This is a genomic window from Sphingobacterium sp. InxBP1 (assembly GCF_026191775.1).
Taxonomy (GTDB): Bacteria; Bacteroidota; Bacteroidia; order Sphingobacteriales; family Sphingobacteriaceae; genus Sphingobacterium; species Sphingobacterium thalpophilum.
This window is the reverse complement of record NZ_JAINDX010000038.1, coordinates 155901-180427: the sequence shown is the minus strand read 5'-3', so window position 1 is coordinate 180427 and position 24527 is coordinate 155901. Positions and strand designations below refer to the sequence as shown.

Annotated in this window: 12 protein-coding genes; 10 read left to right on the top strand and 2 right to left on the bottom strand. The window is 47.8% G+C overall.

What is annotated here, in order from left to right:
* The first annotated feature begins 279 nt into the window (after window positions 1–279).
* Entirely contained in the window at window positions 280–3393 is a 3114-nt protein-coding gene (locus K7A41_RS02565; RefSeq protein WP_265712477.1) for a SusC/RagA family TonB-linked outer membrane protein, read from the top strand.
* A gap of 10 nt (window positions 3394–3403) precedes the next feature.
* The gene (locus K7A41_RS02560) at window positions 3404–5020 is read left to right on the top strand and encodes a RagB/SusD family nutrient uptake outer membrane protein (RefSeq protein WP_265712476.1); all 1617 of its coding nucleotides are present in this window, start codon (window positions 3404–3406) and stop codon (window positions 5018–5020) included.
* Window positions 5021–5236: 216 nt separating this feature from the next.
* On the opposite strand, the gene K7A41_RS02555 is transcribed toward K7A41_RS02560, so the two are convergent.
* Window positions 5237–7990, bottom strand: coding sequence for a substrate-binding domain-containing protein (locus tag K7A41_RS02555; protein ID WP_265712475.1), 2754 nt, complete (start codon window positions 7988–7990; stop codon window positions 5237–5239).
* A 291-nt stretch (window positions 7991–8281) separates the two neighbouring features.
* Between K7A41_RS02555 and K7A41_RS02550 the strand changes: the two genes are divergently transcribed.
* The 5 genes from K7A41_RS02550 to K7A41_RS02530 all read left to right on the top strand — a co-directional run bounded on the left by K7A41_RS02550 (window position 8282) and on the right by K7A41_RS02530 (window position 17256).
* Window positions 8282–9604, top strand: coding sequence for a sugar porter family MFS transporter (locus K7A41_RS02550; RefSeq protein WP_265712474.1), 1323 nt, complete (start codon window positions 8282–8284; stop codon window positions 9602–9604).
* 45 nt (window positions 9605–9649) lie between these two features.
* Entirely contained in the window at window positions 9650–10606 is a 957-nt protein-coding gene (locus K7A41_RS02545; protein WP_265712473.1) for a carbohydrate kinase family protein, read from the top strand.
* Between the two features lie 68 nt (window positions 10607–10674).
* Entirely contained in the window at window positions 10675–13800 is a 3126-nt protein-coding gene (locus K7A41_RS02540) for a SusC/RagA family TonB-linked outer membrane protein (RefSeq protein WP_265712472.1), read from the top strand.
* A gap of 114 nt (window positions 13801–13914) precedes the next feature.
* Window positions 13915–15597: a RagB/SusD family nutrient uptake outer membrane protein gene (locus tag K7A41_RS02535; protein WP_265712471.1), complete on the top strand. Its 1683-nt coding sequence runs from the start codon at window positions 13915–13917 to the stop codon at window positions 15595–15597.
* Window positions 15598–15744: 147 nt separating this feature from the next.
* On the top strand, window positions 15745–17256 hold the full coding sequence (locus tag K7A41_RS02530) for a glycoside hydrolase family 32 protein (protein WP_265712470.1): 1512 nt from the start codon (window positions 15745–15747) through the stop codon (window positions 17254–17256).
* 165 nt (window positions 17257–17421) lie between these two features.
* On the opposite strand, the gene K7A41_RS02525 is transcribed toward K7A41_RS02530, so the two are convergent.
* Complete coding sequence (locus tag K7A41_RS02525) at window positions 17422–18579, bottom strand: alginate lyase family protein (RefSeq protein WP_265712469.1); 1158 nt, start codon at window positions 18577–18579, stop codon at window positions 17422–17424.
* Window positions 18580–18869: 290 nt separating this feature from the next.
* Here K7A41_RS02525 and K7A41_RS02520 point away from each other — a divergent pair, with 290 nt between their 5' ends.
* The 3 genes from K7A41_RS02520 to K7A41_RS02510 all read left to right on the top strand — a co-directional run bounded on the left by K7A41_RS02520 (window position 18870) and on the right by K7A41_RS02510 (window position 24519).
* Window positions 18870–19469, top strand: a complete 600-nt coding sequence (locus K7A41_RS02520) for an RNA polymerase sigma-70 factor (protein ID WP_265712468.1) — start codon at window positions 18870–18872, stop codon at window positions 19467–19469.
* A gap of 65 nt (window positions 19470–19534) precedes the next feature.
* Window positions 19535–20749, top strand: a complete 1215-nt coding sequence (locus K7A41_RS02515; protein WP_265712467.1) for a FecR family protein — start codon at window positions 19535–19537, stop codon at window positions 20747–20749.
* Between the two features lie 269 nt (window positions 20750–21018).
* The gene (locus K7A41_RS02510; protein ID WP_265712466.1) at window positions 21019–24519 is read left to right on the top strand and encodes a SusC/RagA family TonB-linked outer membrane protein; all 3501 of its coding nucleotides are present in this window, start codon (window positions 21019–21021) and stop codon (window positions 24517–24519) included.
* Window positions 24520–24527 lie beyond the last annotated feature (8 nt).

Below are 24527 nucleotides of genomic sequence, written 5' to 3'. Positions count from 1 at the left end.
CCTTTTTTAGTCCGCAAGTCAGGCCAGTGATAGCATGCCAAATGTATGATCGTTAGCTTTCAAAACATACTACATACCGTATAGATCGCGAGCTACCTCGCTTCCGCGAAAAGTGACATAAGCGTCTTTTTTTATCAATAAACAATCGATTGCGCGATTGACGCAATCGATTTCGTTGATCCGTTGTTTTTTTCCCCGTCAATATCCAAGTATTTTAACGGCCTGAACTAGTCAATCTTAAACTGAACGACTGACGCAATAATAACTAACTATTTAATTATGATTTCAAAATTTACAAGTAACCAAAAAGTAAGCCTGCTTGCTGTTGCTCTTCTTGTGACTTCTGCGCAATGCGCTATGGCAGCAGAAGCGCCTGCTGTATGGAAGTCTACAGCGACTATGGTCCAGCAAAATCCCGTCGTGGGAAAAGTGACTGCCAAGGATGGGCCGGTAGTGGGCGCCACGGTGTCGGTAAAAGGGACTTCGCTGTCGACATCAACCGATGCGAATGGTGGATTCTCAATCAAAGCCAAGTCCGGGGACGTCTTAGTTATTAGTAGCTTAGGTTATAAATCCCGCGAAATAGCGGTGACCGGAAACAGCTTGTCTATCCAATTGGAGAGCGACAATTCGGCCTTGGAAGAGGTGGTTGTGGTGGGTTTTGCCAAACAGAAAAAGGTGAATCTCACGGGAGCGGTGCAGGCCATTACCTCAAAAGATTTGCAGGACCGTCCAGTGACCAATGTGTCTTCGGCTATACAGGGAAAATTTTCCGGCGTGACGATTACGCAAAACTCTGGCCAGCCGGGTAAAGACAATGGTACAATTCGCATCCGTGGTCTGGGTACCATCAACAATGCGAATCCCTTGGTCATCGTTGACGGTATCGAAAGTTCGATGAATAATATCAATCCCAATGATATTGAGAGCGTATCGGTCTTGAAAGACGGCCCAAGTGCTGCTATCTATGGATCCAAAGCGGCCAATGGCGTTATCTTGATTACTACAAAAAAGGGGGGGAGTGGTAAGCCCCAGCTCAATTATACCGGATATGCAGGGATCCAAGATCCTACGCGTCTGCCTGAATACATGAATTCCTACGATCATGCAGTGATCTTAAACGAAGCACTCAAAAACGAAGGAAAAAGCCTTCGTTTTTCCGAGCAGGATCTCGAACTCTTTAAAAATGGTTCGGATCCTGATGGCCATCCCAATACAGATTGGTTAGGGCTATTGTACAAAGGTTCTGGCTTCCAGCAATCGCACAACTTACAGGTGAGTGGAGGCACCGAAGATGTGCAATATATGGCTTCAGGTGGATACCTCGGCCAGAAGGGAGTAATCAAGGTGGCAGGTTCAGACCGTTACAACCTGCGTACCAATGTTGGTGCTAAAATATCCGAAAGATTACGCTTTGATCTCGGCTTGGCTTATAATTATCAGCGGATTACCGAGCCCGTCAACCCGTACACCGGCGATATGGCGCAGATCTTCAGACAGGTCAACCGGATCCCGGCTTTTATACCGTATAAGTACAGTAATGGTGTTTATGGACGTGGAAGTGATGGCAATCCCATCGCGTGGATGGATCTCGAAGCTAAGGATAATATGATCTACAAGCATACGCAGGTCAACTTCGCCGGAGAGTTTAAGATCCTGGAAGGACTTAAAATCAAACAGGTGGTCGGTTTTCAGCCCATCGACAACATGTCTTCGAAGTTTGTCAAAGATATCCAGTACTATGCACCAAATGGGGACATAGGACCTAAACAAGGGGTAAATAACTTAACGGTGTACAATTTTCAGTCTGAGCGTTTAACTTTCCAGACGCTACTGACTTACGACAAGAAAATAGGAGATCACCAATTTAATTTCCTCGGTGGTTTTATGGATGAAACATTCCGAGTAGACTATTCCAGCGCCTATGCTCAAGGCTTTCTGAATAATGATTTCTCAGAATTGAATTTGGGAAGCAAAGACGGTATGAAAGTGGATGGTGGCGCCAAAAAATTAATCTTAAGATCATTCTTCGGTCGGATCAATTATGCATTTGCGGACAAATACTTGTTAGAAGCGAATGTGCGGCGTGATGGTACCTCACGATTCATAGGTGCCAACCGCTGGAGTACCTTCCCGTCATTTTCGGCCGGCTGGCGGATATCGCAGGAAGAGTTCTTTAAGGAGTCTTCCTGGTCTGAAGCTATTTCAGAGCTCAAGATTAGGGGTGGCTGGGGTAAGCTAGGCAATCAACAGCTAGCGTCGACTTCGGATAATACATACCCGACTTCTGATGCTTATTATCCTGGGCTGTTTACGATTTCTCCTGGCTACAACTATTCCTTCGGTGGCGAGATCAGTTCCGGAGGGGCTATTGTCGAATCTGCGAATCCATTATTGAAATGGGAGGCGACGACAAGTACAAATATCGGTCTGGACTTAAATTTCAGAAACAACCTCGGTTTTGTATTTGAGTATTTTGACCGCCGTACCGATGGTGTATTGTTGAAACTTCCAGTTTCGAATCTATATGGCCTTCCAGCTCCTTTTCAAAATGCAGGTAAAGTGCAAAACAATGGGGTTGAACTACAAGTCAACTACCAAAATAGTGTCGGAGATTTTAGGTACAGCATCGCCGCCAACGGCTCGTATATCAACAACCAGATCAAAAAATGGGCGAGCGATGAGCCACAGGTCAATGGAACGTTTTATATCTACGAGCAGGGCCGGCCAATCCGTTCATTTTATGGTTATGAATCGGCGGGGATATACCGCTCAGATGAGGAATACAAAAATAGTGGCATACAAGGTGTAAATGGAAATATTGGTGCTGGTGACATTATTTATAAAGATCAAAATGGCGACAAAAAGATTGATGGCAACGACCGTGTATATCTGGGCTCTCCTGATCCAAAATATATTTTTGGATTGACCACAAATATGAGTTATAAGAATTTTGATCTAAGTCTATTCTTCCAGGGGGCTGCTAAAGTGAAAGGTTATCTTTGGGGAGAAGCTATTGGCGGCATCTCCGGATCGGACAAACCGACGACCATCTTTGCAGACCGCTTTAATGCGGAGACCAATCCAAATGGATCGATGCCGAGGGCGCTGACCAGCTGGGCACAAAATAGCCCATCTAACAACCCTTCGGACTTCTGGATTCAGGATGCGAGTTACCTGCGCCTCAAAAATATCACCTTTGGCTATACTTTACCAAAGTCATTTACAGACCGTATCGGCATCAAAGGGGCCAAAATCTATTACAGTGGGCAGAATCTGCTGACCTTTACTGGCTTTGCGAAAGGCTTTGATCCAGAAGCACCAGCAGATTCCAGAGGTAACTATTATCCACAGGTAAAAACCAACGTCTTTGGCCTTAACGTAAACTTTTAATTGAACCATCATGAAACTTAGAAATATAACAATTGCATTGAGCGTGGCGGCACTGCTGTTTTCGTGTCAGAAGTTAGATCAGGAGCCTTTGGATGCTTACAATGCGGACAATTTTTGGAAAACTGAAGCGGAGACTGATTTTGCCGTTACGGGACTTTATAGCGGTACCCGGGGGAGCGACGGAAAATTAGAAGAGGGAACGGCTTGGGAAACAGGTACGCAGATTTTTTATATGGACTGTACCTCTGACAACTCGAATAGTGACTTTCCTTGGGAAGGGTTTCAGGCATTGGGCAATGGTACGGCAACGCCTACCAATTCGGGGAATGCGGAGTCCCGATATTCATACGAACATATTCGCCGGGCAAACTATATTCTGGAAAACATTGATAAATCACCTGTATCCGCAGACAAGAAAAAACGGTTGATCGCCGAAGTGCGTGTGATCCGCGCATATAAATATCTGGATATGGCGACCTTGTTCGGTGGCGTTCCTATCATCACCAAAACCTTATCGACGGAAGATGCTTTTGTTCCGGCAAATACACAGCAAGAAGTGTTTGAATTTGTTGAGAAGGAATTGAAAGAGGCGGCGGCTGATCTGCCTTTTGCCAAAGGTGGTGGACGTATGTCCAAAGGTGCTGCCCTCGGTTTGTTGGCACGATGCTATGCCTTCCAGAAAAAACATCAGGAGGTCATCAATGCCACGCAGCAAATTATTGCCTCGGGTACCTACAAGCTATTTGACGATTATGCCGGTCTTTTTGAAGAAGCAAATGAAAATAATAGCGAAGTAATATTGAATATTGAATATCTCGTCAATGTGCAGGGATATACCTCCTTGGGTATTATGTTGCCCAACTCCATGGGGGGCTGGAGTTCTATTGTGCCAACACAGAGCCTCGTGGATACATATGAGACAGCGGATGGTAAAACCATCACCGAAACGGGTAGCTACAATCCAGCGAATCCATATGAAAATAGAGATCCACGATTGGCTGCTACCATTGTGTATCCCGGAGCCCGTTATAATGGTAAGTACTTTGACCCGTTGAATCCCAAATCGGAAGATTATCCTTCTGGTCCCGACAATGCTTCCAGTACAGCTTATAATTATAGAAAATATATCCAAAATCCAAGCAGTTATGCTAACATCTGGAACGTAGGAACCAACATTATCGTAATGCGTTATGCGGAAATACTCCTATTAAATGCCGAAGCGAAAATCGAATTGGGACAGATCGACAATACCGTTTATGAAAATATAGATCTGGTACGTCAGCGTGCTAAAATGCCAAAAGTGGATAAAGCTGTGTATGGCAGCCAGGGAAAATTGCGTGAACTGGTGCGCCGTGAACTTCGTGTAGAATTGGCGGGAGAAGGCCGACGTCGCTTTGATATCATCCGTTGGGGAATTGCCAAGGATGTGATGAACGGTCCTGTCAACGGCGCCTTGTCTAAGGGAACGGTAAACCCAGAGACCGGTAAAGTAACTTATACTTCATTAACGGATCGCTTCTTTTCTGAAAATCGGACATTCAAAACGGGAAAAGATGAACTGTGGCCGATTCCGCAGGTGGTCATTGATAACAGCAAAGGTACACTGAAACAAAACCCGGGCTACTAGTCAGCAGATCGTAGCGAAGGAAACGGTTAAGCGGAATACGCTTAACCGTTTTTTTGTTTTGAGATCATCGGAATAGGCGGTCTTTCGCCAGTCACTATCGTTGTTCGCATAACCATATGAATTTAATTGCATGTGGTTTACTGGTATTGATAATCCTCGTGGTCGAAGCCGTATTCACCTCGTTGGCGTAAGTGGGTGTATGCTGATACTTTTCGCTTACTGCCTTTTGTCCAACTCTTTTTTGAATGCACTTGGCGATTGCCCGTATCGCTTTTTGAATGCCGAAGCAAAGTAGGAAGCAGAAGAGAAACCGACAGCACTAAAAACTTCACTGATGTTGAGCCCATCCGCAATCAGGTTTTTGGCCTTTGTCAGTCGCCGCTCGACAATGTATTCGTTGATACTGCAGTCTAAAAGCTGTTTCACCTTGCGGTAAAGCTGTACGCGGGAAAGGTTGAGTTCCCCGGCGATATCGTCTACACTGAGCCGCTGATCCGATAATCGGGATTCGACAATAGTCGAAAAATTGTTGAGAAACCGACGGTCATTGTCGCTGATGTGGTCGGTAGATGGCGGATCAAACTGTTCGACATTGCTGCTGTATTTTTCTTTGAGCTGCTGGCGCGATTGCAGGATATTGGCAATACGTACGCGAAGCAAGGCTGCATTGAATGGCTTGGTCATATAGTCATCGGCCTGCAACAAGCTGCCCTCTATAAGGCTCTCTTCATTGGCCAGCGCGCTGAGCAGGATGACGGGAATATGCGCGGTCTGATAGAATGTTTTGATGTCTTTGAGAATATCCAGTCCGCTGCCGTCGGGTAGCATGATGTCGGTGAGCACGAGATCGGGAAACTGCGATTTTAGTAGGGTGCTGGCCTGCTGGACGTCCCTAGCCAAAAAAAGGTTATAATCGCTTTCAAGGACTGTTCGCAGGTAATCCCGGATTTCGTCATCGTCCTCCACGACCAGTATACTCTTTGATTTGCTGGAGTGAAAGGAGCGGTCCTGCGTCAGTGGCCTGATTTCCATATCCACCAGCTCGGACTGCGCGGGAGTTGCTTTCTCATCCCGTCCATGCCGCACAAATTCTTCTGGCTGATAATGGCTGTTGCCCGTAGGCATACGCAATGTAAAGATGGAGCCATGTCCGAGCTTGCTGCTGACGGTGATCTGGCCGTGGTGCAGCTCGACAATCTGTTTTGCATAAGCGAGGCCGATGCCCGAGCCGCTGCGTACACCCGAGCCCTGATAGAATGGATCAAAGATATGTTCGATGTCACCCGGTGCGATGCCCAGCCCGTTGTCGAGAACGCGCAGGTAAAAGTAGTCCTTAAAGCTGTTTTCCTCCACGGAGATTTCAATCCGTCCACTTACCGCGGTATGTTTTATCGCATTGGACAGTAGATTGGAAAGAACCTGTTCCATCAGGTATTCGTCCATCCAGACCTCTTTGAGCGCCGATTTATTGATGTAGCTGATGGATATCCGACTTTTCTTGAGCAGGGGCTTAAAACTGTTGATCGCCTGTTGTATAAATGCGTCGACAGGAACGGAAGATACGTGCAACTTGATTTTTGCTTTGCTGATGCGGTGAATGTCGATCAGGTCGCTGACCAGCCGCTGCAATTTCTTTGCGCTTCTTTTGACGCGCGACAATTGGTCACGTATAGCCTCGGGCAGGTCCTTACGTAATTCGAGTTCTTCGATGGGCGCGAGAATCAGCGTCAGGGGTGTTTTAAACTCGTGGGAGATATTGGTAAAAAAGTTGTTTTTGATCTCTGCAGCCTGCTGAATCTGGTTATTCATCTCGACGATCTGTTTTTGCTGGGATAGGATTTCGCTGTTCTGCATTTCGAGATGTTTGTTTTTCTCCCAGTTGCTCTTGATGACAATGATGGAAATGCCTCCAAATACGACAGCCAGGACGAGACTTACAACCAGAATATTGAGCACAGACTTTTGGTTTTGGTAGATTCGATTCTGCTCGGTGATAAATTCCTGTCTTTTGTCGATATCCAGCTGCTGCTGCCTGATCTTTTGTGACTGCAGCGCGAGCAACTCTGCATTGGTTTTGTCGATCACGGAAGTCGCCAGGATGTTCTCTCGTTTATAACGCTGCTGCTTGATGATGGCCAGTGCAGTACGGATGGCTTCGGTCCCGCCGGTCGGATAAAGCATCGAAGCATACATACGGCCTTGTATAATCTGCTCAAGTCCATTTCCCGGACCCGGCAATGCGTCTACACCGATGATCTTGATCTCTTTTTTGATCTGGGCGTCGTCCAGGGCCTTTCGGACACCCATGGCCATCTGATCATTGAAGGTGAAGATGACGTCGCTGTTGGCGAACTGATCGATATGCTGTCGCATGGCGGTATAGGCCTTGTCCTTTTCCCAGCCGCCATGGACGATACCGCTGATCCGTATATCGTTGGCCGGATCTATCCCCTGCATAAACCCTTTTTCGCGTTCGATAGATGCTGAACTACCGGATAGGCCGGCCACAAGGCCTACCTGTCCTTTGCCCTGCAACAGCGCCTGAACATACTGGCCGGCGAGTTTGCCGATGGCAAGGTTGTCGGCGCCGACATAGGCGTTGTACTGGCCCGAAGAAGTCTTGCGGTCGGTCACGATAACCGGTATATTTCGCTGGAATACGGAATCGACAATAGGCGTTAAGGGTTCCGCCTCATTGGGTGAAACGATGAGAAGATCGATGTCCTCTTTGACCAGCTCCCGAATCTGATCGATCTGTACCGCATTATTGCCTTGGGCATCCCGATAGCGGAATTCAATATCGGGATTAAAGGACAGTTCCCGCTTCATCTCTTCGAGCATCGTCTGACGCCAGGCATCATTTCCAATGCACTGTGAAAAGGCTATGACCCGCTTGCGCTTTTGGCTGTCTGTCTGACAGCCCCACAATAGCAGTAAAATCAGTAAGCCATAGATGCCGTATTTTCCCATGATCGTTTCCCCTTGAGTAACCGAATATACATTATTTCGTTTTTTTTCGATAATCGGCTTTCACTTAGTGTTGTGTTTACACTAAATGCCGTAAGTCAAAATAGGTATCATTTTCTACATAATTTGTTCAAAAAATGATAGATGTTATTGTAGTGTTGTTGGTAATTAGTTGAATTTTAGGCATTTGTGTTATTTTAAAAAATGTTACATAAATAGATGTTTTTGCGCCGTCCGAATTTAAGTCAGCGTGAAGGTCATGTTAAATTTGGATTAATCAATTATAGGGAAAACATGAACAAAAACACCGTTTTAGCCTGGTCATTTGTGGTGGCGCTGGGCGGATTCTTATTTGGCTTTGATACAGCTGTCATTTCGGGTGCTGAAAAAGCAGTGCAGGCGCATTGGCATCTGAGCGAGTTTCAGCATGGACTCACCATGGCTATAGCTTTGATCGGTACCGTCGCAGGTGCAGCGCTCGGTGCCTGGCCTTCGGATCAGCTTGGCCGCAAAAACACACTATTTGTCGTGGCCGCACTTTATTTTATTTCCGCGCTGGGAAGCGCACTTGCCAACGACTGGACCATATTCATTCTATTCCGCTTTTTGGGCGGTATCGGTGTCGGTGTGTCATCGGTGACGGCGCCGATTTATATTTCCGAAATCTCCCCCGCGGGTTCGCGCGGAAAACTAGTCGGACTCTTTCAGTTCAACGTGGTATTGGGGATTTTGATCGCTTACTTATCCAACTATTTTATTGGTCAGACGGGAGAGGAATCCTGGCGCTGGATGCTGGGCGTGCAATGCTTTCCTTCCTTGTTGTTCTTTGTGTTGATTTTTTGCATCCCTGAGAGCCCACGATGGCTGCTATTGCATAAAAATAAGCTGTCCGAAGCAACGGCGATTATGCAGAAGATCAATTCGGAGGGCTATGAGGCCGAAATTGCCAAAATCCGCACCTCAGCCGAAAAGGTGAATGGCGAGGGCAAATTATTCGTCCGGCAAAATGCCAGACCAATCTTATTGGCCTTTTGTTTTGCTTTGTTCAATCAGCTTTCTGGGATCAATGCAATCATTTACTATGCACCCCGTGTGTTTGAGATGGCTGGACTGGGAGCACAGGGCTCCTTGCTTTCTACCGTCGGCATTGGCCTGATCAATTTTATTTTCACGCTAGTGGCCATCAATTTTATCGACAAGGTAGGTCGCAGAAAACTCATGCTGATCGGCTCAGTGGGACTGATCGCTTCGTTGGCCTTGGTGTCACAGGCGTTCTATACGGGACAGACAACAGGATTTGCGATTACCATATATCTGATGAGCTTTATCGCCTTTTTCGCTTTCTCTCAGGGAGCCGTGATCTGGGTGTTTATTTCCGAAATTTTTCCCAATGACGTACGTGCCAAAGGGCAGACCTTCGGTAGCCTGACGCACTGGGTAATGGCGGCCATTATTACGTTCTGCTTTCCGGCACTGACAGAACTGCTGGGCGGAGGGGGCACCTTTCTCGTTTTTGCGGTATTTATGCTGCTGCAGCTTATCTATGTGCTGCGGTTTATGCCGGAAACCAAGGGGCGCTCGCTGGAGGATATGGGGCAGACCATCAACTTGCATTAGTAAAATAAGCATGCCCAATTGTGGCATAAACAAAAAATGATGACAATGAAAGATCTTAATAAATCAATTCAGGGTATTTGTTTCGGGGAGGTACTTTGGGATAACCTTCCCACAGGTAAAAAACTGGGTGGAGCACCGCTCAACGTAGCTTATCATCTCAACAAGCTTGGGGTACGTACCCAGATGCTAACGCGCATCGGTCAGGATGAAAATGGTGTGGAGCTGCTGGCGCTCTGCCGGCAACTGGGAATACCGACAGCTTTTTTTCAGCAAGATGTGCATTTACCGACTTCAACAGTGGAGGTGTCGCTGGATGCTGATCGCAACGTGCAGTATGATATCGTTTATCCGGTGGCCTGGGATCATATTGTTGCAGGTGAAGCGGAGCTGGCGGCAGTGGCTGAGGCCGACTTTCTGGTGTATGGCAGCCTGGCCTGCCGGGACGAGGTCAGCTTTGGTAGCCTCCAGGTACTGTTGAAAAAAGCTGCTTTCCGCGTGATGGATGTCAACCTGCGTGCACCCTATTTCGGTCCGGAGCGGTTGCATCAACTGCTGCTTGAGGCTGATCTGGTGAAAATGAATGCCGAAGAACTGCATATTATTTCAGAATGGAACGGTGCTATGGGCGACTATACGGACCAGCAACGGGTCGATCTGTTGCTTGAGCGTTTTTCGATCCAGGAAGCCATCGTCACCTACGGCGCTTCCGGAGCAGTATACCATCACAAGGCGGCAAATATCAGTTACCATTTTCCGGCGTTGAAAGTGCAGGTCGAGGATACCATCGGAAGTGGGGATTCATTTTTGGCCGCTTTTCTCAGCAAGCGCTTTCAGATGGCTGCCGGGATTACGCTGGAGGAGGTGCTCGAGTTTGCGGCGACGCTAAGCGGCTTTGTTACCCAGAGCAGCGGAGCCTGTCCAGCTTATAGTGAAGCCGACATTCACCGCTTTCAGTGGCTCAACCCAATTTTCGGGGAAAACGAACCCAGCAGGCGCCATTGACCGGCGGAAAACACAAATAATCAAGAAATAGCTAATCTAAATTAATAACCCATTTATAAAAACCAATTATGTTTACAAGACAGCAATTGATGTTGCTCCCGTCTGTGGCACTCTTTTCGGCTGTTGCTTTTGCGCAGCAGACCGAAATTCGGGGCCGGATTGTGGACAGTGAAACAGCAGCTCCCATTGCGGGCGCCTCGGTGATCGTCAAAGGAACCAGCCAGGCAACAAAAACGAATGAGAAGGGCGAATTTATGCTTCAAGCAACGGGTAATGGGGGCACGCTCGAAATCAGCTACATAGGCTATGCCCCGCAAACCATGCTCCTCGGCGACAGAAAATTTTTCGACATCCGTCTGCAGAGCAGTGAAAAAGGGCTTGACGAAGTCGTCGTCACCGGCTACCAGACTGAACGTAAAAAGGATCTGACTGGTGCTGTAAGTGTCGTCAACGTAACTGAGATGATGAAGGCACCGGAAAACAACCCCATGAAGGCATTACAGGGGCGTGTGGCTGGGATGACGGTCACATCGGATGGCAGTCCGAGCGGTGCCGCTACGGTACGCATGCGTGGCATCAGCTCGATCAACAGCAATCAGGATCCGCTGTATATCATCGATGGCGTGCCAACGCAGGGCGGTATGCATGAACTGAACTCCAACGACATCGAGAGCATTCAGGTCCTCAAAGATGCTTCCTCGGCGAGCATTTATGGATCGCGTGCAGCCAACGGCGTGATCGTCATTACCACCAAGAAAGGTAAATCTGGCCCCCCAAAGCTCAACGTGGATGCTTATGTAACCAGCACCCACTTTAACAAGCGCATGCAGGTGCTCAATGCACAGGAGTATGGCCGTGCCCTATGGCAGGCGACAATCAACAGCGGCGGCAATCCCAACAGCAATAACATCGGTTATCAGTTTGCCTGGCAAAATGATGCCAACGGTGTGCCACAGCTGACCTCGGTAGTAGTGCCCGAATACATTGATCGTGAGCAGACGATGTATGCCGCAGACACCGACTGGTTTGACGAGGTTTCCAAACCGGGATTATTGCAGTCGTACAATGCAACATTGAGTTCGGCGACAGACAAGTCGAGTTCGTATTTCTCTTTGGGCTATTTACACAATAATGGCACCTTGCGCTACACCAACTTTCAGCGTATTTCGGCCCGCATAAATGCTGACTACAAGCTGTTTGATGGAAAGCTGGTGGTAGGCGAAAACTTTACCGTGAACAACACGGGTGAGGTACAGGTACCCGGCGACGTACTCGATCTATCCTTAAAAGCATTACCGATCATACCTGTCCATACCGTGGATGGATTAGGCTGGGGTGGTCCCGCCCTAGGTATGAATGATCGCCACAACCCCGTGCGTCTGCTACATGATAATCGGAACAATAAGTACAATTACTGGCGTTTGTTTGGAAATGTGTATGCCGACTTGCAGCTGGTAAAGGATCTGCATCTGCGCACAAGCTATGGCCTTGATTATAGCAATCTCTATAAACGTCACCTGGAAGTCTCTTACCGCTCGGGCTTTATGAACAGCAATCGTAGCGGTGTCAATATGGAGCAGGCTCATGGCATGAAGTGGACATGGTCTAATACAGCGACATATCGGAAAGAACTGGATAGGAATACCATTGATGTGCTTGCCGGCATTGAAATGAACCGCCAGAATGACATCAATTTCAACGCCTATACCGCGGGAGATGGCGCTTTTGTCATCGAAACTCCAGAGTACATGTGGCCGGGAGTGAGCACGGGGACGGCAGCGGTGGGAGGAGGGTCCACCGGTTTTTCGTTGCTTTCGTACTTTGGTAAAGCCAACTATTCATTTGACGACCGGTATCTGGCTTCTTTTACCATACGGCATGATGGATCTTCTCGTTTTGGAAAAAATAACCGCTTTGCAACATTTCCCGCTGTCACTGCGGGCTGGCGGGTTTCGTCTGAACGCTTCATGTCGGCCACTAAGGCGTATGTGACCGATCTGAAGCTACGTGTAGGCTGGGGACAAACCGGTAATCAGGGTATTGGTAATCTGGCCACGTATGCGCTCTTTGTCCCTGAATATGGTATCGCCGATCCGACATGGAATATTGTCGACGGAACGGCGTATGACCTCATCGGAGCTGGTACGGGGACGCTACCTTCGGGCTACCGAAAAATCCAGACCGAAAATAACAACCTGAAATGGGAAACCACCACACAGACCAATATTGGACTGGACTTCACACTGTTTGGCCAACACCTCTATGGATCAGTAGACTGGTATGTCAAAGCTACAAAGGATATGCTGATCAATCCTGCTTACATCGCTGTTGTGGGCGAGGGCGGTTACCGCTGGGCGAATGGTGCGTCCATGGAAAACAAGGGACTAGATATTACAACAGGCTACCGCAGTAAAACGACCGGCGGCCTGGACTATGATGTGACCGCTGTTTTTTCCACATACAAAAATAAGGTGACCCATTTGCCGGAGGCAGTGGAAAATTCGTATGGTGGCCGTCAGGGGGATAATATTATTGGCCGGCCGCTTGGTTCGTTTTATGGGTATGTAACGGATGGCATCTTTCAAAATCAGCAGGAAGTGGATGCCCATGTCAACCAGACGGGAAAGGGAGTCGGCAGACTGCGCTACGTGAATATATACGATGCGGACAACCAAATTAACGACATGGACCGGACCTGGATCGGTAATCCGCATCCCGATTTTACCTATAGCCTGAATATAGCCTTGAAATATAAGGACTTCGATCTGTCGGCTTACTTTCAGGGCGTACAGGGTATTGACGTTGAAAACTGGCTGAAAAAACAGACCGATTTTTGGAGCGTGGACGATGTCAACTCCAATAAGGGTGTGCGCCTGCTCCATGCCTGGACACCACAGAACCCAAGTGCTACTATTCCTGCCCTACAAACGACGAACAACAATGATGAAGGAAGGCTATCCAATTATTTTATTGAAAATGGCTCTTATATGAAGTTACGCAACCTGTCGCTGGGCTACACGTTCCCGACAGCTACGGTATCGCGACTACGGATGAATCGTCTACGTATATATGTGACGGCACAGAATCTGTTGACCGTTAAATCGAAGAATTTTACTGGTGTGGATCCTGAAAATGTAGGCTGGGGCTATCCAATTCCGACAACCTGGACCGCAGGCGTAAACATCGGTTTATAGTGGAGATAAGGAACATTAAAACATACCCGCTTGAAAGCGATGGATTTCATATCGGCATACAGGACGATTTTTATTTCCATGGCCTGCTCATCAAGGGATAAAAAAAATAATTAGATGAAAAAAATAACCAATAAAATTGCAATTACCGTGATGCTTGCCGGCCTACTGTCCGGATGCACCAAGTTTCTGGATCAGACACCAAATGCTGTACTGAGCTCCGACCAAGTCAAAGAGCCTGAAAGATTGCTGACCGCTACCTACGCGGCTCTGGGCAACGACCACTATGATGTCCCCTTCAGCCTATGGCCATATGGCACCGTGCGTTCTGATGATGCCTATAAAGGAGGTTCGGGACCACAGGACATACAGGCTTTTCACTTTCTGGAAGTCTCCAATAATATCACAACGAATCTTGCAGAGGTAGATAAGCTGTGGTTTCAGCTGTATGTGGCGATATCTCGGGCCAACACCACGATCAGGACGATTCAGCAAATGGACAATTTTAACGGAAAGGAGGAAAAGCTGGCAGAGGCAAAGTTCCTGCGGGGACATTTTTACTTCATGCTCAAAATTTTGTTTAAATATGTGCCTTACGTCGACGAAAATGTTCCGATAGATGCTTACGAAACGGTCTCTAACAGAGCGCTAAGCAATGATGCGTTATGGCAGAAAATCGTGGATGACTTTCAGTACGCTGTCGATCATCTCCCAGCAGTGCAGCCGGAAGCCGGGCGTGCCAATAAAATTGCTGCTGCAGCATATCTTGCGAAAACCTATTTATATAAGGCCTATCGTCAGGACAATGAAGAACGGCATACGGTCACGGACGTTGACGCTGGCGACCTCGAAAAAGTAGTGCAGCATACGGCTGTGGTGCTCTCTTCCAGCTATGGGCTCGAAGCGGATTTTGCATTCAACTTCTTGCCCGGAAAATATGAAAACGGCAAAGAGGCTCTTTTTTCCATTCAGTTTTCGAAGGACGACGGAACAAAATTTGGTCGTGTAAACTTTTCGGACTTGCTATCCGTACCTATGGGCTTAGGCTGCTGCGACTTCAACAAGCCGAGTCAGAGTCTAGTCAATGCATTCCGTACGACCGGAAAGGGACTTCCGCTCGATAATTATAACACCTTGGCTACGTTCAGTACCTCCGAAAAATATGATCCAAGGCTCTTCCATACGGTAGCCATCCCAGGTTTACCCTATAAACACAATAGCAAACGCACCTATGAACAAAGCTGGAACCGTAATCCAGCGGAATACTCAGTATATGCCTCGCTCAAAGAGAATGTGGACCCCGACTGTGATTGTTTTGTACCCATGCCGCCGTTCTTTGCCAATACGAAAAACCGTATTGTCCTGCGCCTAGCGGATGTCCTGCTGATGCGAGCTGAAGCGCTGATAGAACTGCACCGTCCTGCCGAAGCATTGCCCTTGATCAATCAGGTGCGTATCCGTGCCAAAAATAGTATAACCATGACGGGATATGCGGCAGATCGGATGCTGATAGATACCTATAAAAATGGGGAAAATATCGTCTGGAACGAAGAGAACGCACGCCAGGCAGTTCGTTGGGAACGCCGTCTGGAACTGGCTATGGAAAACGGCCGATTTTTCGATCTGGTGCGTTGGGGAATTGCTAGTCAGACGATGAATACGTACTACGGCACGGAGAAATCACGGCGCTCTTATTACGCTAACGCGCATTTTACTGCCGACAGGAATGAGTATCTGCCGATTCCGGAAGCTCAGATCCGGCTGAGTAAATATCTGTATAAGCAAAATCCAGGATATTGATCAGCGGAATAGTCATTATCGCAATGGGATAACAGGGATGCCCCATTGGGTGTCTCAGCCATAAATGCGGTAAAATCAAAAAAGAAAAAAAAATGAAATCGCTATTTTGCTGACAGGAATGCAGCTTTATAGTAATAAACCGAATGAATGATGAATAAACTGAAAAATTTTGCGGCCGTCCTGCTGATGACAGGTATCGCTGGAGCAGTATCAGCGCAGACCGTACTAAAGAAGACTGATGATCCCGAAGAGAAATACCGGCCACTTTATCATTTTACACCCAAGCAAGGCTGGATGAATGACCCCAATGGCATGGTGTATCTCAATGGAAATTATCATCTCTTCTTCCAGCATAACCCCGAAAAGCCTGTCTGGGGCCCTATGCACTGGGGCCATGCCATCAGCAAAGATCTAATCCATTGGGAGGAACAAAAAATAGCGCTTTATCCGGATAGTCTGGGCACCATCTTCTCGGGAAGCGCTGTCATCGATAAACACAATACTGCCGGCTTCGGAAAGAATGCAATGGTGGCGATATTTACGCACCATAATCATCAGGAAGAAGATCGAAAAACGGGCTTGCATCAAAACCAAAGTCTGGCCTATAGCTTGGATCAAGGCCGTACCTGGACCAAATACAAAGGCAATCCGGTGCTTCCGAATCCCGGTATCTGGGATTTTCGGGACCCCAAAGTCATGTGGTTTGAGGCTTCAAAAAGCTGGATCATGACCTTGGCAACCAAAGACTGCATTACGTTCTACTCCTCCAAAAATCTGAAGGAGTGGAAAAAAGAGAGCGAGTTTGGGAAACATGTGGGAGCGCATGGGGGTGTATGGGAATGCCCGGATTTGATCCCGATGCACTATCAGGGGCAAAGCAAATGGGTTTTGCTGGTAAGCATCAACCCGGGGGGACCTAATGGTGGATCGGTAACGCAGTATTTTGTCGGAGACTTTGATGGTCATCAATTTGTGCCTTCAGACAACGAGATGAAGTGGCTGGACTGGGGGCCTGATAATTATGCGGGTGTGACCTGGAGCAATCTCGGAAGCCGCCATCTGATGATCGGCTGGATGAGCAACTGGCAGTATGCTAATGTGGTGCCAACAACGCGCTGGCGTTCAGCATCGACCATACCGCGTAGCTTAACATTGGAAAAGGTGGGAAAGACCTATTATGTCAGCAGTGCCGCTGCAGCAGAGGTCGCTGCAGCATTTGGTCCCATAAAAACGTATAAAGTGGAAGAAGCCAAGGAGCTGGCGGTGCCGCAGCAGCTTCCCGAGGCATTTCGCCTGGACCTCAATAAGCTCAAAAGGCAAAGCGTTGAGCTTGTTTTATCAAACAGTCTTGGAGATAAACTTGTCGTGGGCTACTCCAAAGAAAAAAATGAATATTATATCGACCGTACACAATCTGGACTGACCGATTTTAGTAGCGAATTCCCTAAGCGTAGTGTAGCCAGCCGTATATCGGACAGTGATACGCTGTCGTTGAGTTTATATGTTGATGTCAGCTCTGTTGAACTTTTTGGGGACGGGGGACTGACCACCATGACCAGTCTATTCTTCCCACGGCAGCCGATGAGCAACCTTCGCTTGGTGGGACAGCACATGCTGGAATTGCAGGAGCTGTGTATTTCACCTTTTAAGGGGAAATGAAGAATTGCAAGGAATAACGCTTGGACTGTACCTTTTCTGAAATATCGAAAAGCACAGTAGGGCTGGGCCTGCTGGAAATTAAGGATAATGCAACTGTGAGCTTGCTGATTCATCGTAGCGATCTGCTTTCTTGGGAAATGCAGATCGCTATTTTTTGTAATGGTTTTAGGGTATCAGCTTCTGCTGGTAATCCAGGAGTATTGGCATCAACGTAGGAAAGGTCCAGGCAAAGTGGTGCTTGCTGTAGATAATGGGACGGTAGGCCGACAGATAATTTTCATACGATTGGCCGGGATAGATATTTCGCATGGCTTCGAGTAAGTTAGGTGGCCAAAAGCCAGTGGCGGTCCCCGGATTGGCTACATCCGGATTGTTGTACCAAGGCCATTCGGATGGATGTTGACTGTAATAGAATAAATAGCTGATGGCCTGTCGAATCGAAGTTCCTTGCCCTGCGTTGATGAACAAGTTCTCTCCTGTGGCTTGATAAATACACCACATCGAGGCTGTCAGTGGGGCCAGGGAAAAATAGGTATACCAGAGGCCTTTTGCCTGACGTTTGACTTCCTCGATCAGGTGGCCATCGGAGGCAATTTTCTCCGGTAGATCATGTTTGATCAGTTTGATGAGGTACGAGAGTTCGTCTTTGTTATCCAAAAAAGAAGCGGAAAGCAGATTGGCATATCGCGCCCAATCTGCGGTATTGTTGTGATTTGCACGTAAGCTGTGTGCGGCTTTCTGGTACACTTCGGTCGTCCAATGTTCAAACTGTATCCGGTCGTTTTCTTGCCACAACCGGTCGTGCTTGAGCAATTCTGCAGCAATCATAAGCCCCGGCCCAGCATAAGAAAGGACCAATGGTCCATCGAGCTGAGCATAGCTTTTGTTGGTGCCCGCCCAGGAATTTAGGAAATAAATCGCCTTTAAAGCGTATTTTTTGTTGCCACTTAGTGTGTAGGCTAATGCTGTCGTATAGGCGGAAAAAGCATCTGATTGCAGGTTTTTGGCCATGGCGCGGTGGGCTTCCTTATCATCGTAAAAGCCCGGGACATTAAATTCCGGTACCGCATGCTGTGGGCTTGCCATCAGCGAATCGGCGAGCCTTATCAGCTGCTGATAAGCACTGTATACGGGCTCAGACTTCTGGCTGATTGCCTTCCTTACAAAGCTGATCTGTGCTTCTGGATGCATGAGTGAAGACTGTGCAGCACTCTTATGGTAAACAGGTAACAGCGCTAGTGCACATAAGGTATTTTTAATTAATGAGGTTAATAATGTTTGTGCTGTCCGAATGCAGCCCATACCGATTTTTATCAATGACATGTTGTATTGGAATAGTTGATTTGTAAAACAATGATAGCAATGGGGGGGGATTTGCCACTGCAAAATAATAAAACTTTCCTGCTTTTACAAACCCCAATGGTGTCGAAAATTGACGGAATCTTGCCTTCGCCGAAGAAATTGGAAGGGCACACGCTCATTGCTCAATGGAAAATGATAACCCAAAAATAAAGAGATGCTATCCCCAAAAAAAGCTAGTCTATCTTTTTTTGGAAAAATTCGATTTGAATTATTGCTATGAAGTCACTAACTTCATGGCAGAATAATCAATTATGGACTCATATCAAAACCTGCCTGAGAAAGAACTCTTGCGTCTGCTCCATTGTGGGGACATGCAGGCCTTTGATCTATTGTACCACCGATATAGTCCAACCATATATGCGAACATCCTCAAATTTATGCGAGATGAGACGGTAGCCGAAGACCTGCTTCAAGATGTCTTTGTCCGCATCTGGGAGAATAGACTGAGGATAGATCCCGAACAGTCTTTTGCGGCTTTCTTATTTACGTGTTCACGCAATATTACCTTTAATTTTAAAAGACGGCTCAAGCTGGAAATGGAGTCTGCCGTTCGTCTGGCACAAGCGGCACCTGAAGGGGAAAATACCATTGATCGCGTTTTGGAATCAAAGGAGGCCCAGGCATGGGTCGAACAGCTGCTGGATAAGCTGCCACAGCAGCGGCAAAAAATATTCCGGCTCTCTAAACTCGAAGGAAAAAGTTATCAGGAGATTGCTGAGGAGCTGGGCATTTCGGTCGCGACGGTAAGGGACCATATTGTCAAAGCCAACAAATTCATGCGTAGTGCCGCTTTCCAGGACAGCAGTTTTTCGGCGCTTCTACTTGCCCTGCTATTTCTTTCAGGCAAATAAAAAAAAATTTTGTCGGAGCAGACCTTAAATGAATCCTGCGTGTATTTACTTAAAACTTACACGCGGTGGATACCAATAAATCTAAAATAAACCAATTACTGCAAAAGTATAAAGAGGGGAGCTGCTCGGCTGAAGAAATTGCCTGGCTGCAGAAAGCATTGACCGAAGAGGGCAATGAAGCGGTGGACCGGGCCCTCGCCGAAAGTCTGTTGCAGCCCGATACGAAGGTAATCGTAGGGGAATGGCGTCCCGAAAAAACATTGGAAAATATTAAAACGAAGCTTGTTGACCAAGAAAGCCAACGTGACATAAAGCTACCCTTAAGATGGCCTTACTGGGCGGCGGCTATCACACTTTTCCTAATGCTCTTTTCGTTGTTGATCTGGAGACAGCAACAAGATGGTCATTCACTGCAAGCTACGGGCAACAATCTACAGGGGCCGCCGGCCAGTGAGGTGCAGCCGGGGGGGAACCGGGCAACTCTACGTCTCGCAGATGGTAGTCTGATACAGCTCAATGAGCAGCAGACGGGAATTATCATAGGGGATGAGATCCGGTATGCAGATGGTCAACGGTTAGCTGATGGACGGATGGGGCAGCAGGCAGCCGGTGATCTCAGCAAGGTCATGCTGGAGTTGCGGACACCCATGGGTGGCATGTATCAGATCACGTTGCCCGACGGGACTAAGGTATGGCTCAACGCAGCTTCTTCCCTAAAATATCCCGTTAGGTTTGCGCAGCAGGAACGCAGGGTACTGCTGGAAGGAGAGGCGTTTTTTGAAGTGACCAAAGATGCAGCCCGCCCATTTAAGGTACTCAGCCGAGGACAAGAAATTCAGGTACTGGGTACCGCCTTTAATGTCAATGCCTATCCCACAAATAAACTGATCAAAACCACATTAGTCAGCGGAAAGGTAAAATTATTTAATGAGGGACAGTCGACCCAGGCGGTATACTTACAGCCGGGGCAGCAGTCGAGCAATGGTGGCCAGGGTACAATTCGCATCGCGCAGATTGATCCTGCTCCTTTTATTGCCTGGAAAGAGGGCTTGTTTTATTTTGAAGAGACACCGATGACGGAGGCGCTTCAGCAGATCGGGCATTGGTACAATGTGGAGGTCAAATACGGTGACGGACTACCGCAGTCCCACTTTTATGGCCGGATAAACCGGGACAAACCGCTGCAGGATGTGCTGGACGTATTAACTGAAGCCGGGTTGCATTTTGAAATCAAAAAGACAGGTGATAAGCGTGTATTGCTGGTCACAGCCCAGCCTTAATTAGAACGATCTATGAATTATAAATCCTAAATAACCATGAAAACAAAACCAGTGATGACACCGACTTAAGCGAAGCCAGGATACATGTTGGACAAAAAAGACAGTGCTGGGGGGCACTGTCTCGGATGGATGCATGTATTTACCTTGTTGCCTGAAGGCAAAATTTTGATAACCATTTATAAATAACATACAAACCATACAAACATATGATTTTTTATTCATTTGTTAGGCTACATCCGTGGAGTTTAACGTTACGTAGTATACTGATTATGAAATTGATCATACTCATTTCCTTGCTGACTATTATGCAGGCCTTTGCAGAGGGAAATGCGCAGACCATAAACCTTACCGCAAAGCATGTCACGCTAAACCAGGTGATGCGCAGTATCCAAAAACAGAGCGGGCTAAACTTTTTTTTGAATGGCAAGGCATTGGCCCAGGCCAGGTTATCGGTAAACATTCAGCATGCCAGGCTGGAGGATGCCATGAACGCCATTGCGGCACCGCTCAACCTGGATTGGGTAAAAAAAGATGAAGTCATTATCCTCAAACCTAAACGCAGAAGCAACATGGTGCCAGCGACAGATGTAATCCAGCGCATGGTACGGGGGCGTGTCGTCAACAGCAAGGGTGAAGCGCTCACAGGAACCACAATTAGCGTGAAAGGAACCACTGTCTCTACAAATACGGATCAGGAGGGCCGCTTTTCTTTACAGTTGCCTCCCGGCAGCCAGGTGCTGGTCTTCTCCAATGTGGGCTACCAACGGCAAGAAAAGACCGTGAACGGTAACGACGAGCTGCAGGTGGTATTGCAAGAGGAAGTCAGTGGTCTGGATGAAGTGGTCGTCGTGGGCTACGGCAGCCAAAAGCGCGCTAATGTGATAGGCGCTGTATCCACTGTCAGCGGTAGCTCGCTGGAGAACCGCTCCACATCCACGTTGTCCTCATCGCTTTCGGGTCTGGCCGCAGGCGTAAACGTGCAGACCTCAACCGGAAAACCTGGCGCTGACGGCGCAAATATCCTGATCCGTGGTAGGGGTACGTTGAATAATACCTCTCCACTGGTGGTGATCGACGGTATAGTCGGGTCCATGGATGCCGTCAACCCCAATGATGTGGAATCGATATCGATCTTAAAAGACGCCGCAACGGCAGCAATCTACGGTTCGTTGGGCTCCAATGGCGTTATCCTCATCACAACAAAAAAGGGTGCAAAAGGAAAGAATAATGTGTCCTATACGGGTATGGTATCCATGCTGCGTCCCAATAATGTGCCGGAATTCGTTACCGACTATGCCCGTCATATGCGTCTGGTGAATGAAGGTTTTGTCAATCTGGGCCAGGCTCCGGTGTATACGGATGCGACGATCGGCCAGTGGGAGGAAGCAAAGAAAAACCCGGCTGCTCTCACCGAGTTTGGCATCCCTAACGAAGTCGCTTATCCCAATACGGACTGGGGAGATGTACTTTTTGGTCAGCGTAAGCTGCTGCAAAATCACAACCTTTCGCTCAACGGAGGAACGGAAAATACGCAGTATCTGTTTTCGGTGGGATACTTCAACAATCCGGGCACCATGCCAAAAACCGGGGCTGATAAGATCCGCATGCGGGTCAATCTGCAATCCAAGGTCGCTAAATTCCTGACCGTGGGTACCCAAACTTTCGGTGACATGCAGAATTTAAGTGTGGCCGATGTAGGCACGGCTTATGCTTACCTTACCCAGACAGTACCCGGGGTGTATCCGTATTATAACGGGGTGTATGGCTTTCCGGCTGCCGCTGAGGAGTCTGCAACGGCCAATAACGCCCTGGCTTCTCTCAATGGAGTAGCTGGAAAAAATCAGGTGAACCGCTTCAATACAACCATCTTTGCCAAGCTCAGCCTGATGAAAGGCCTCGAGTTTGAGTCAAAGGTCAATTACAATCACAGTTATACCGAAACCAATTCACATCAGGTGCCGTATGAGAAATGGAATTTTGCGACCAACAAGCTAAGTACGGCAGCGCTATCTCCTGGGCAGATCACCACTCAGTATGGGTTGACTAAAAGCTACAACGTCATTGTCGATAATGTACTGCGTTACAACGGTAGCTTTGATCAACACGACGTAGGCGGGATCCTAGGCTATAATGAGCAATATTTCAATCAATATACGACCGGAGCTGCTAAGCTTGGTCTTGTACATCCGGATCTCACCACTTTTAACTCGGCGACGTCGATGAGTTCGATCACTGGAGATGAGGCCGATTATGGATTACGTTCGTTTTTCGGCAGGCTCAACTATGCCTATGCCAACAAGTATCTGGCCGAAGCAGTACTGCGTTATGATGGTTCGTCCCGCTTTGGATCCGCCAAACGCTGGGGGTTCTTCCCGGCATTCTCGGCCGGATGGCGGATTTCGGAAGAACCCTTTATGGCTCCGCTGAAATCATTTTTGGATGATCTCCGCATCCGGGCATCCTGGGGAAAAACCGGAAATAATGCGTCTGGCGATTATGACCACCTGCCTTCATACGGCACCGTTAATTATTCCTTTAATAATCAGGCCGTACGCGGGCTGGCACAAACCAAGCTGGGCAACGACATGTTGCATTGGGAAACGACGGCAACCACAAACCTGGGGTTCACCGCATCGGCTCTGCAGGGTAAACTGAATGTCGAATTTGATATTTACCGTGCTTTGACAGACGGGATTCTTTATGTGCCGAATATTCCCGCCATTGTGGGTACGGCCAATGCCGCGACGATGAACATAGCCGAAGTTAGCAAGCGTGGACTGGAGCTGACTATCGGCTACCAAGGCCGGGTAAATGACTTTAAGTATAGTGTATCCGGTAATTTTGCCTACAACAGCAACCGGGTAGAGAAATACAAAGGCGCACTGTCGGAAGGCTATGTGACTGATGCGGGTGGTAACCGGGTTTATCAATCCAATATCGGTATGGTATCTGCAGGAGGTAACCAGCGCATTCTTGAAGGTCACGAAATCAACGAGTTTTATCTATACAATGTATACAAAGGGTCGGGAAATCACTTTCTCGCAGATGGTACTGTCAATAAAGAGGGCGGCCCCCGTGATGGCATGATCCGCACCGAAGCGGATATGGAATGGCTGAAAGCCATGGTGGCCGCGGGATATTCCTTCCAGCCTGCTGACGGGATAGACCCCACAAAAATCTGGTACGGAGACCTGATCTATTCGGATCTGAACGGAGATGGCATCTACGGAAATGTCTATGACCAGAAGTTTATGGGCAAACGGGCGGTACCAGCATTCAATTATGGTCTGAGCGTCAATTTGGGGTACAAAAATTTTGATGCGTCCATGATCTGGTCGGCTTCATCGGGAGTATCGTATTACTGGAATGAACTGTATCTCAATTCTTCCATCGTCGCCCAGGGCAAGTCGGTGCCGGCGCTGGTGGCAGATGACCATTATTATTACAATGCGGCCAATCCCGCCGATCCTAACAACCGGATAAATGGTTATTATCCTCGCCTCAAAGGCGTGACGGATGCGCAAAATGGCCGTACGAGCGATTTCTATTTGTACAATGCAGCCTTCGTGAAGCTGCGCAATCTACAGATCGGATACACACTTCCCGAAAGCTTGGCTAGCCGTTTTTCAATTGCCAAACTACGCCTATATGTAGCTGGTGAAAACCTGTTGACCTGGACCAAGTTTCCGGGACTTGATCCCGAGATCGGGCCAACGGCTAACTATCCGACCATGCGTCAGTATTCACTGGGATTGAACCTCACTTTTTAACTCTAACG

Bases quoted from the DNA above. Each gene is read 5' to 3' on its own strand.
- K7A41_RS02560 (WP_265712476.1), top strand. From the start codon at position 3,404: ATGAAACTTAGAAATATAACAATTGCATTGAGCGTGGCGGCACTGCTG.
- K7A41_RS02545 (WP_265712473.1), top strand. From the start codon at position 9,650: ATGAAAGATCTTAATAAATCAATTCAGGGTATTTGTTTCGGGGAGGTA.
- K7A41_RS02540 (WP_265712472.1), top strand. From the start codon at position 10,675: ATGTTTACAAGACAGCAATTGATGTTGCTCCCGTCTGTGGCACTCTTT.
- K7A41_RS02510 (WP_265712466.1), top strand. From the start codon at position 21,019: ATGAAATTGATCATACTCATTTCCTTGCTGACTATTATGCAGGCCTTT.
- K7A41_RS02550 (WP_265712474.1), top strand. From the start codon at position 8,282: ATGAACAAAAACACCGTTTTAGCCTGGTCATTTGTGGTGGCGCTGGGC.
- K7A41_RS02525 (WP_265712469.1), bottom strand. From the start codon at position 18,579: ATGTCATTGATAAAAATCGGTATGGGCTGCATTCGGACAGCACAAACA.
- K7A41_RS02520 (WP_265712468.1), top strand. From the start codon at position 18,870: ATGGACTCATATCAAAACCTGCCTGAGAAAGAACTCTTGCGTCTGCTC.
- K7A41_RS02530 (WP_265712470.1), top strand. From the start codon at position 15,745: ATGATGAATAAACTGAAAAATTTTGCGGCCGTCCTGCTGATGACAGGT.
- K7A41_RS02555 (WP_265712475.1), bottom strand. From the start codon at position 7,990: ATGGGAAAATACGGCATCTATGGCTTACTGATTTTACTGCTATTGTGG.
- K7A41_RS02565 (WP_265712477.1), top strand. From the start codon at position 280: ATGATTTCAAAATTTACAAGTAACCAAAAAGTAAGCCTGCTTGCTGTT.
- K7A41_RS02535 (WP_265712471.1), top strand. From the start codon at position 13,915: ATGAAAAAAATAACCAATAAAATTGCAATTACCGTGATGCTTGCCGGC.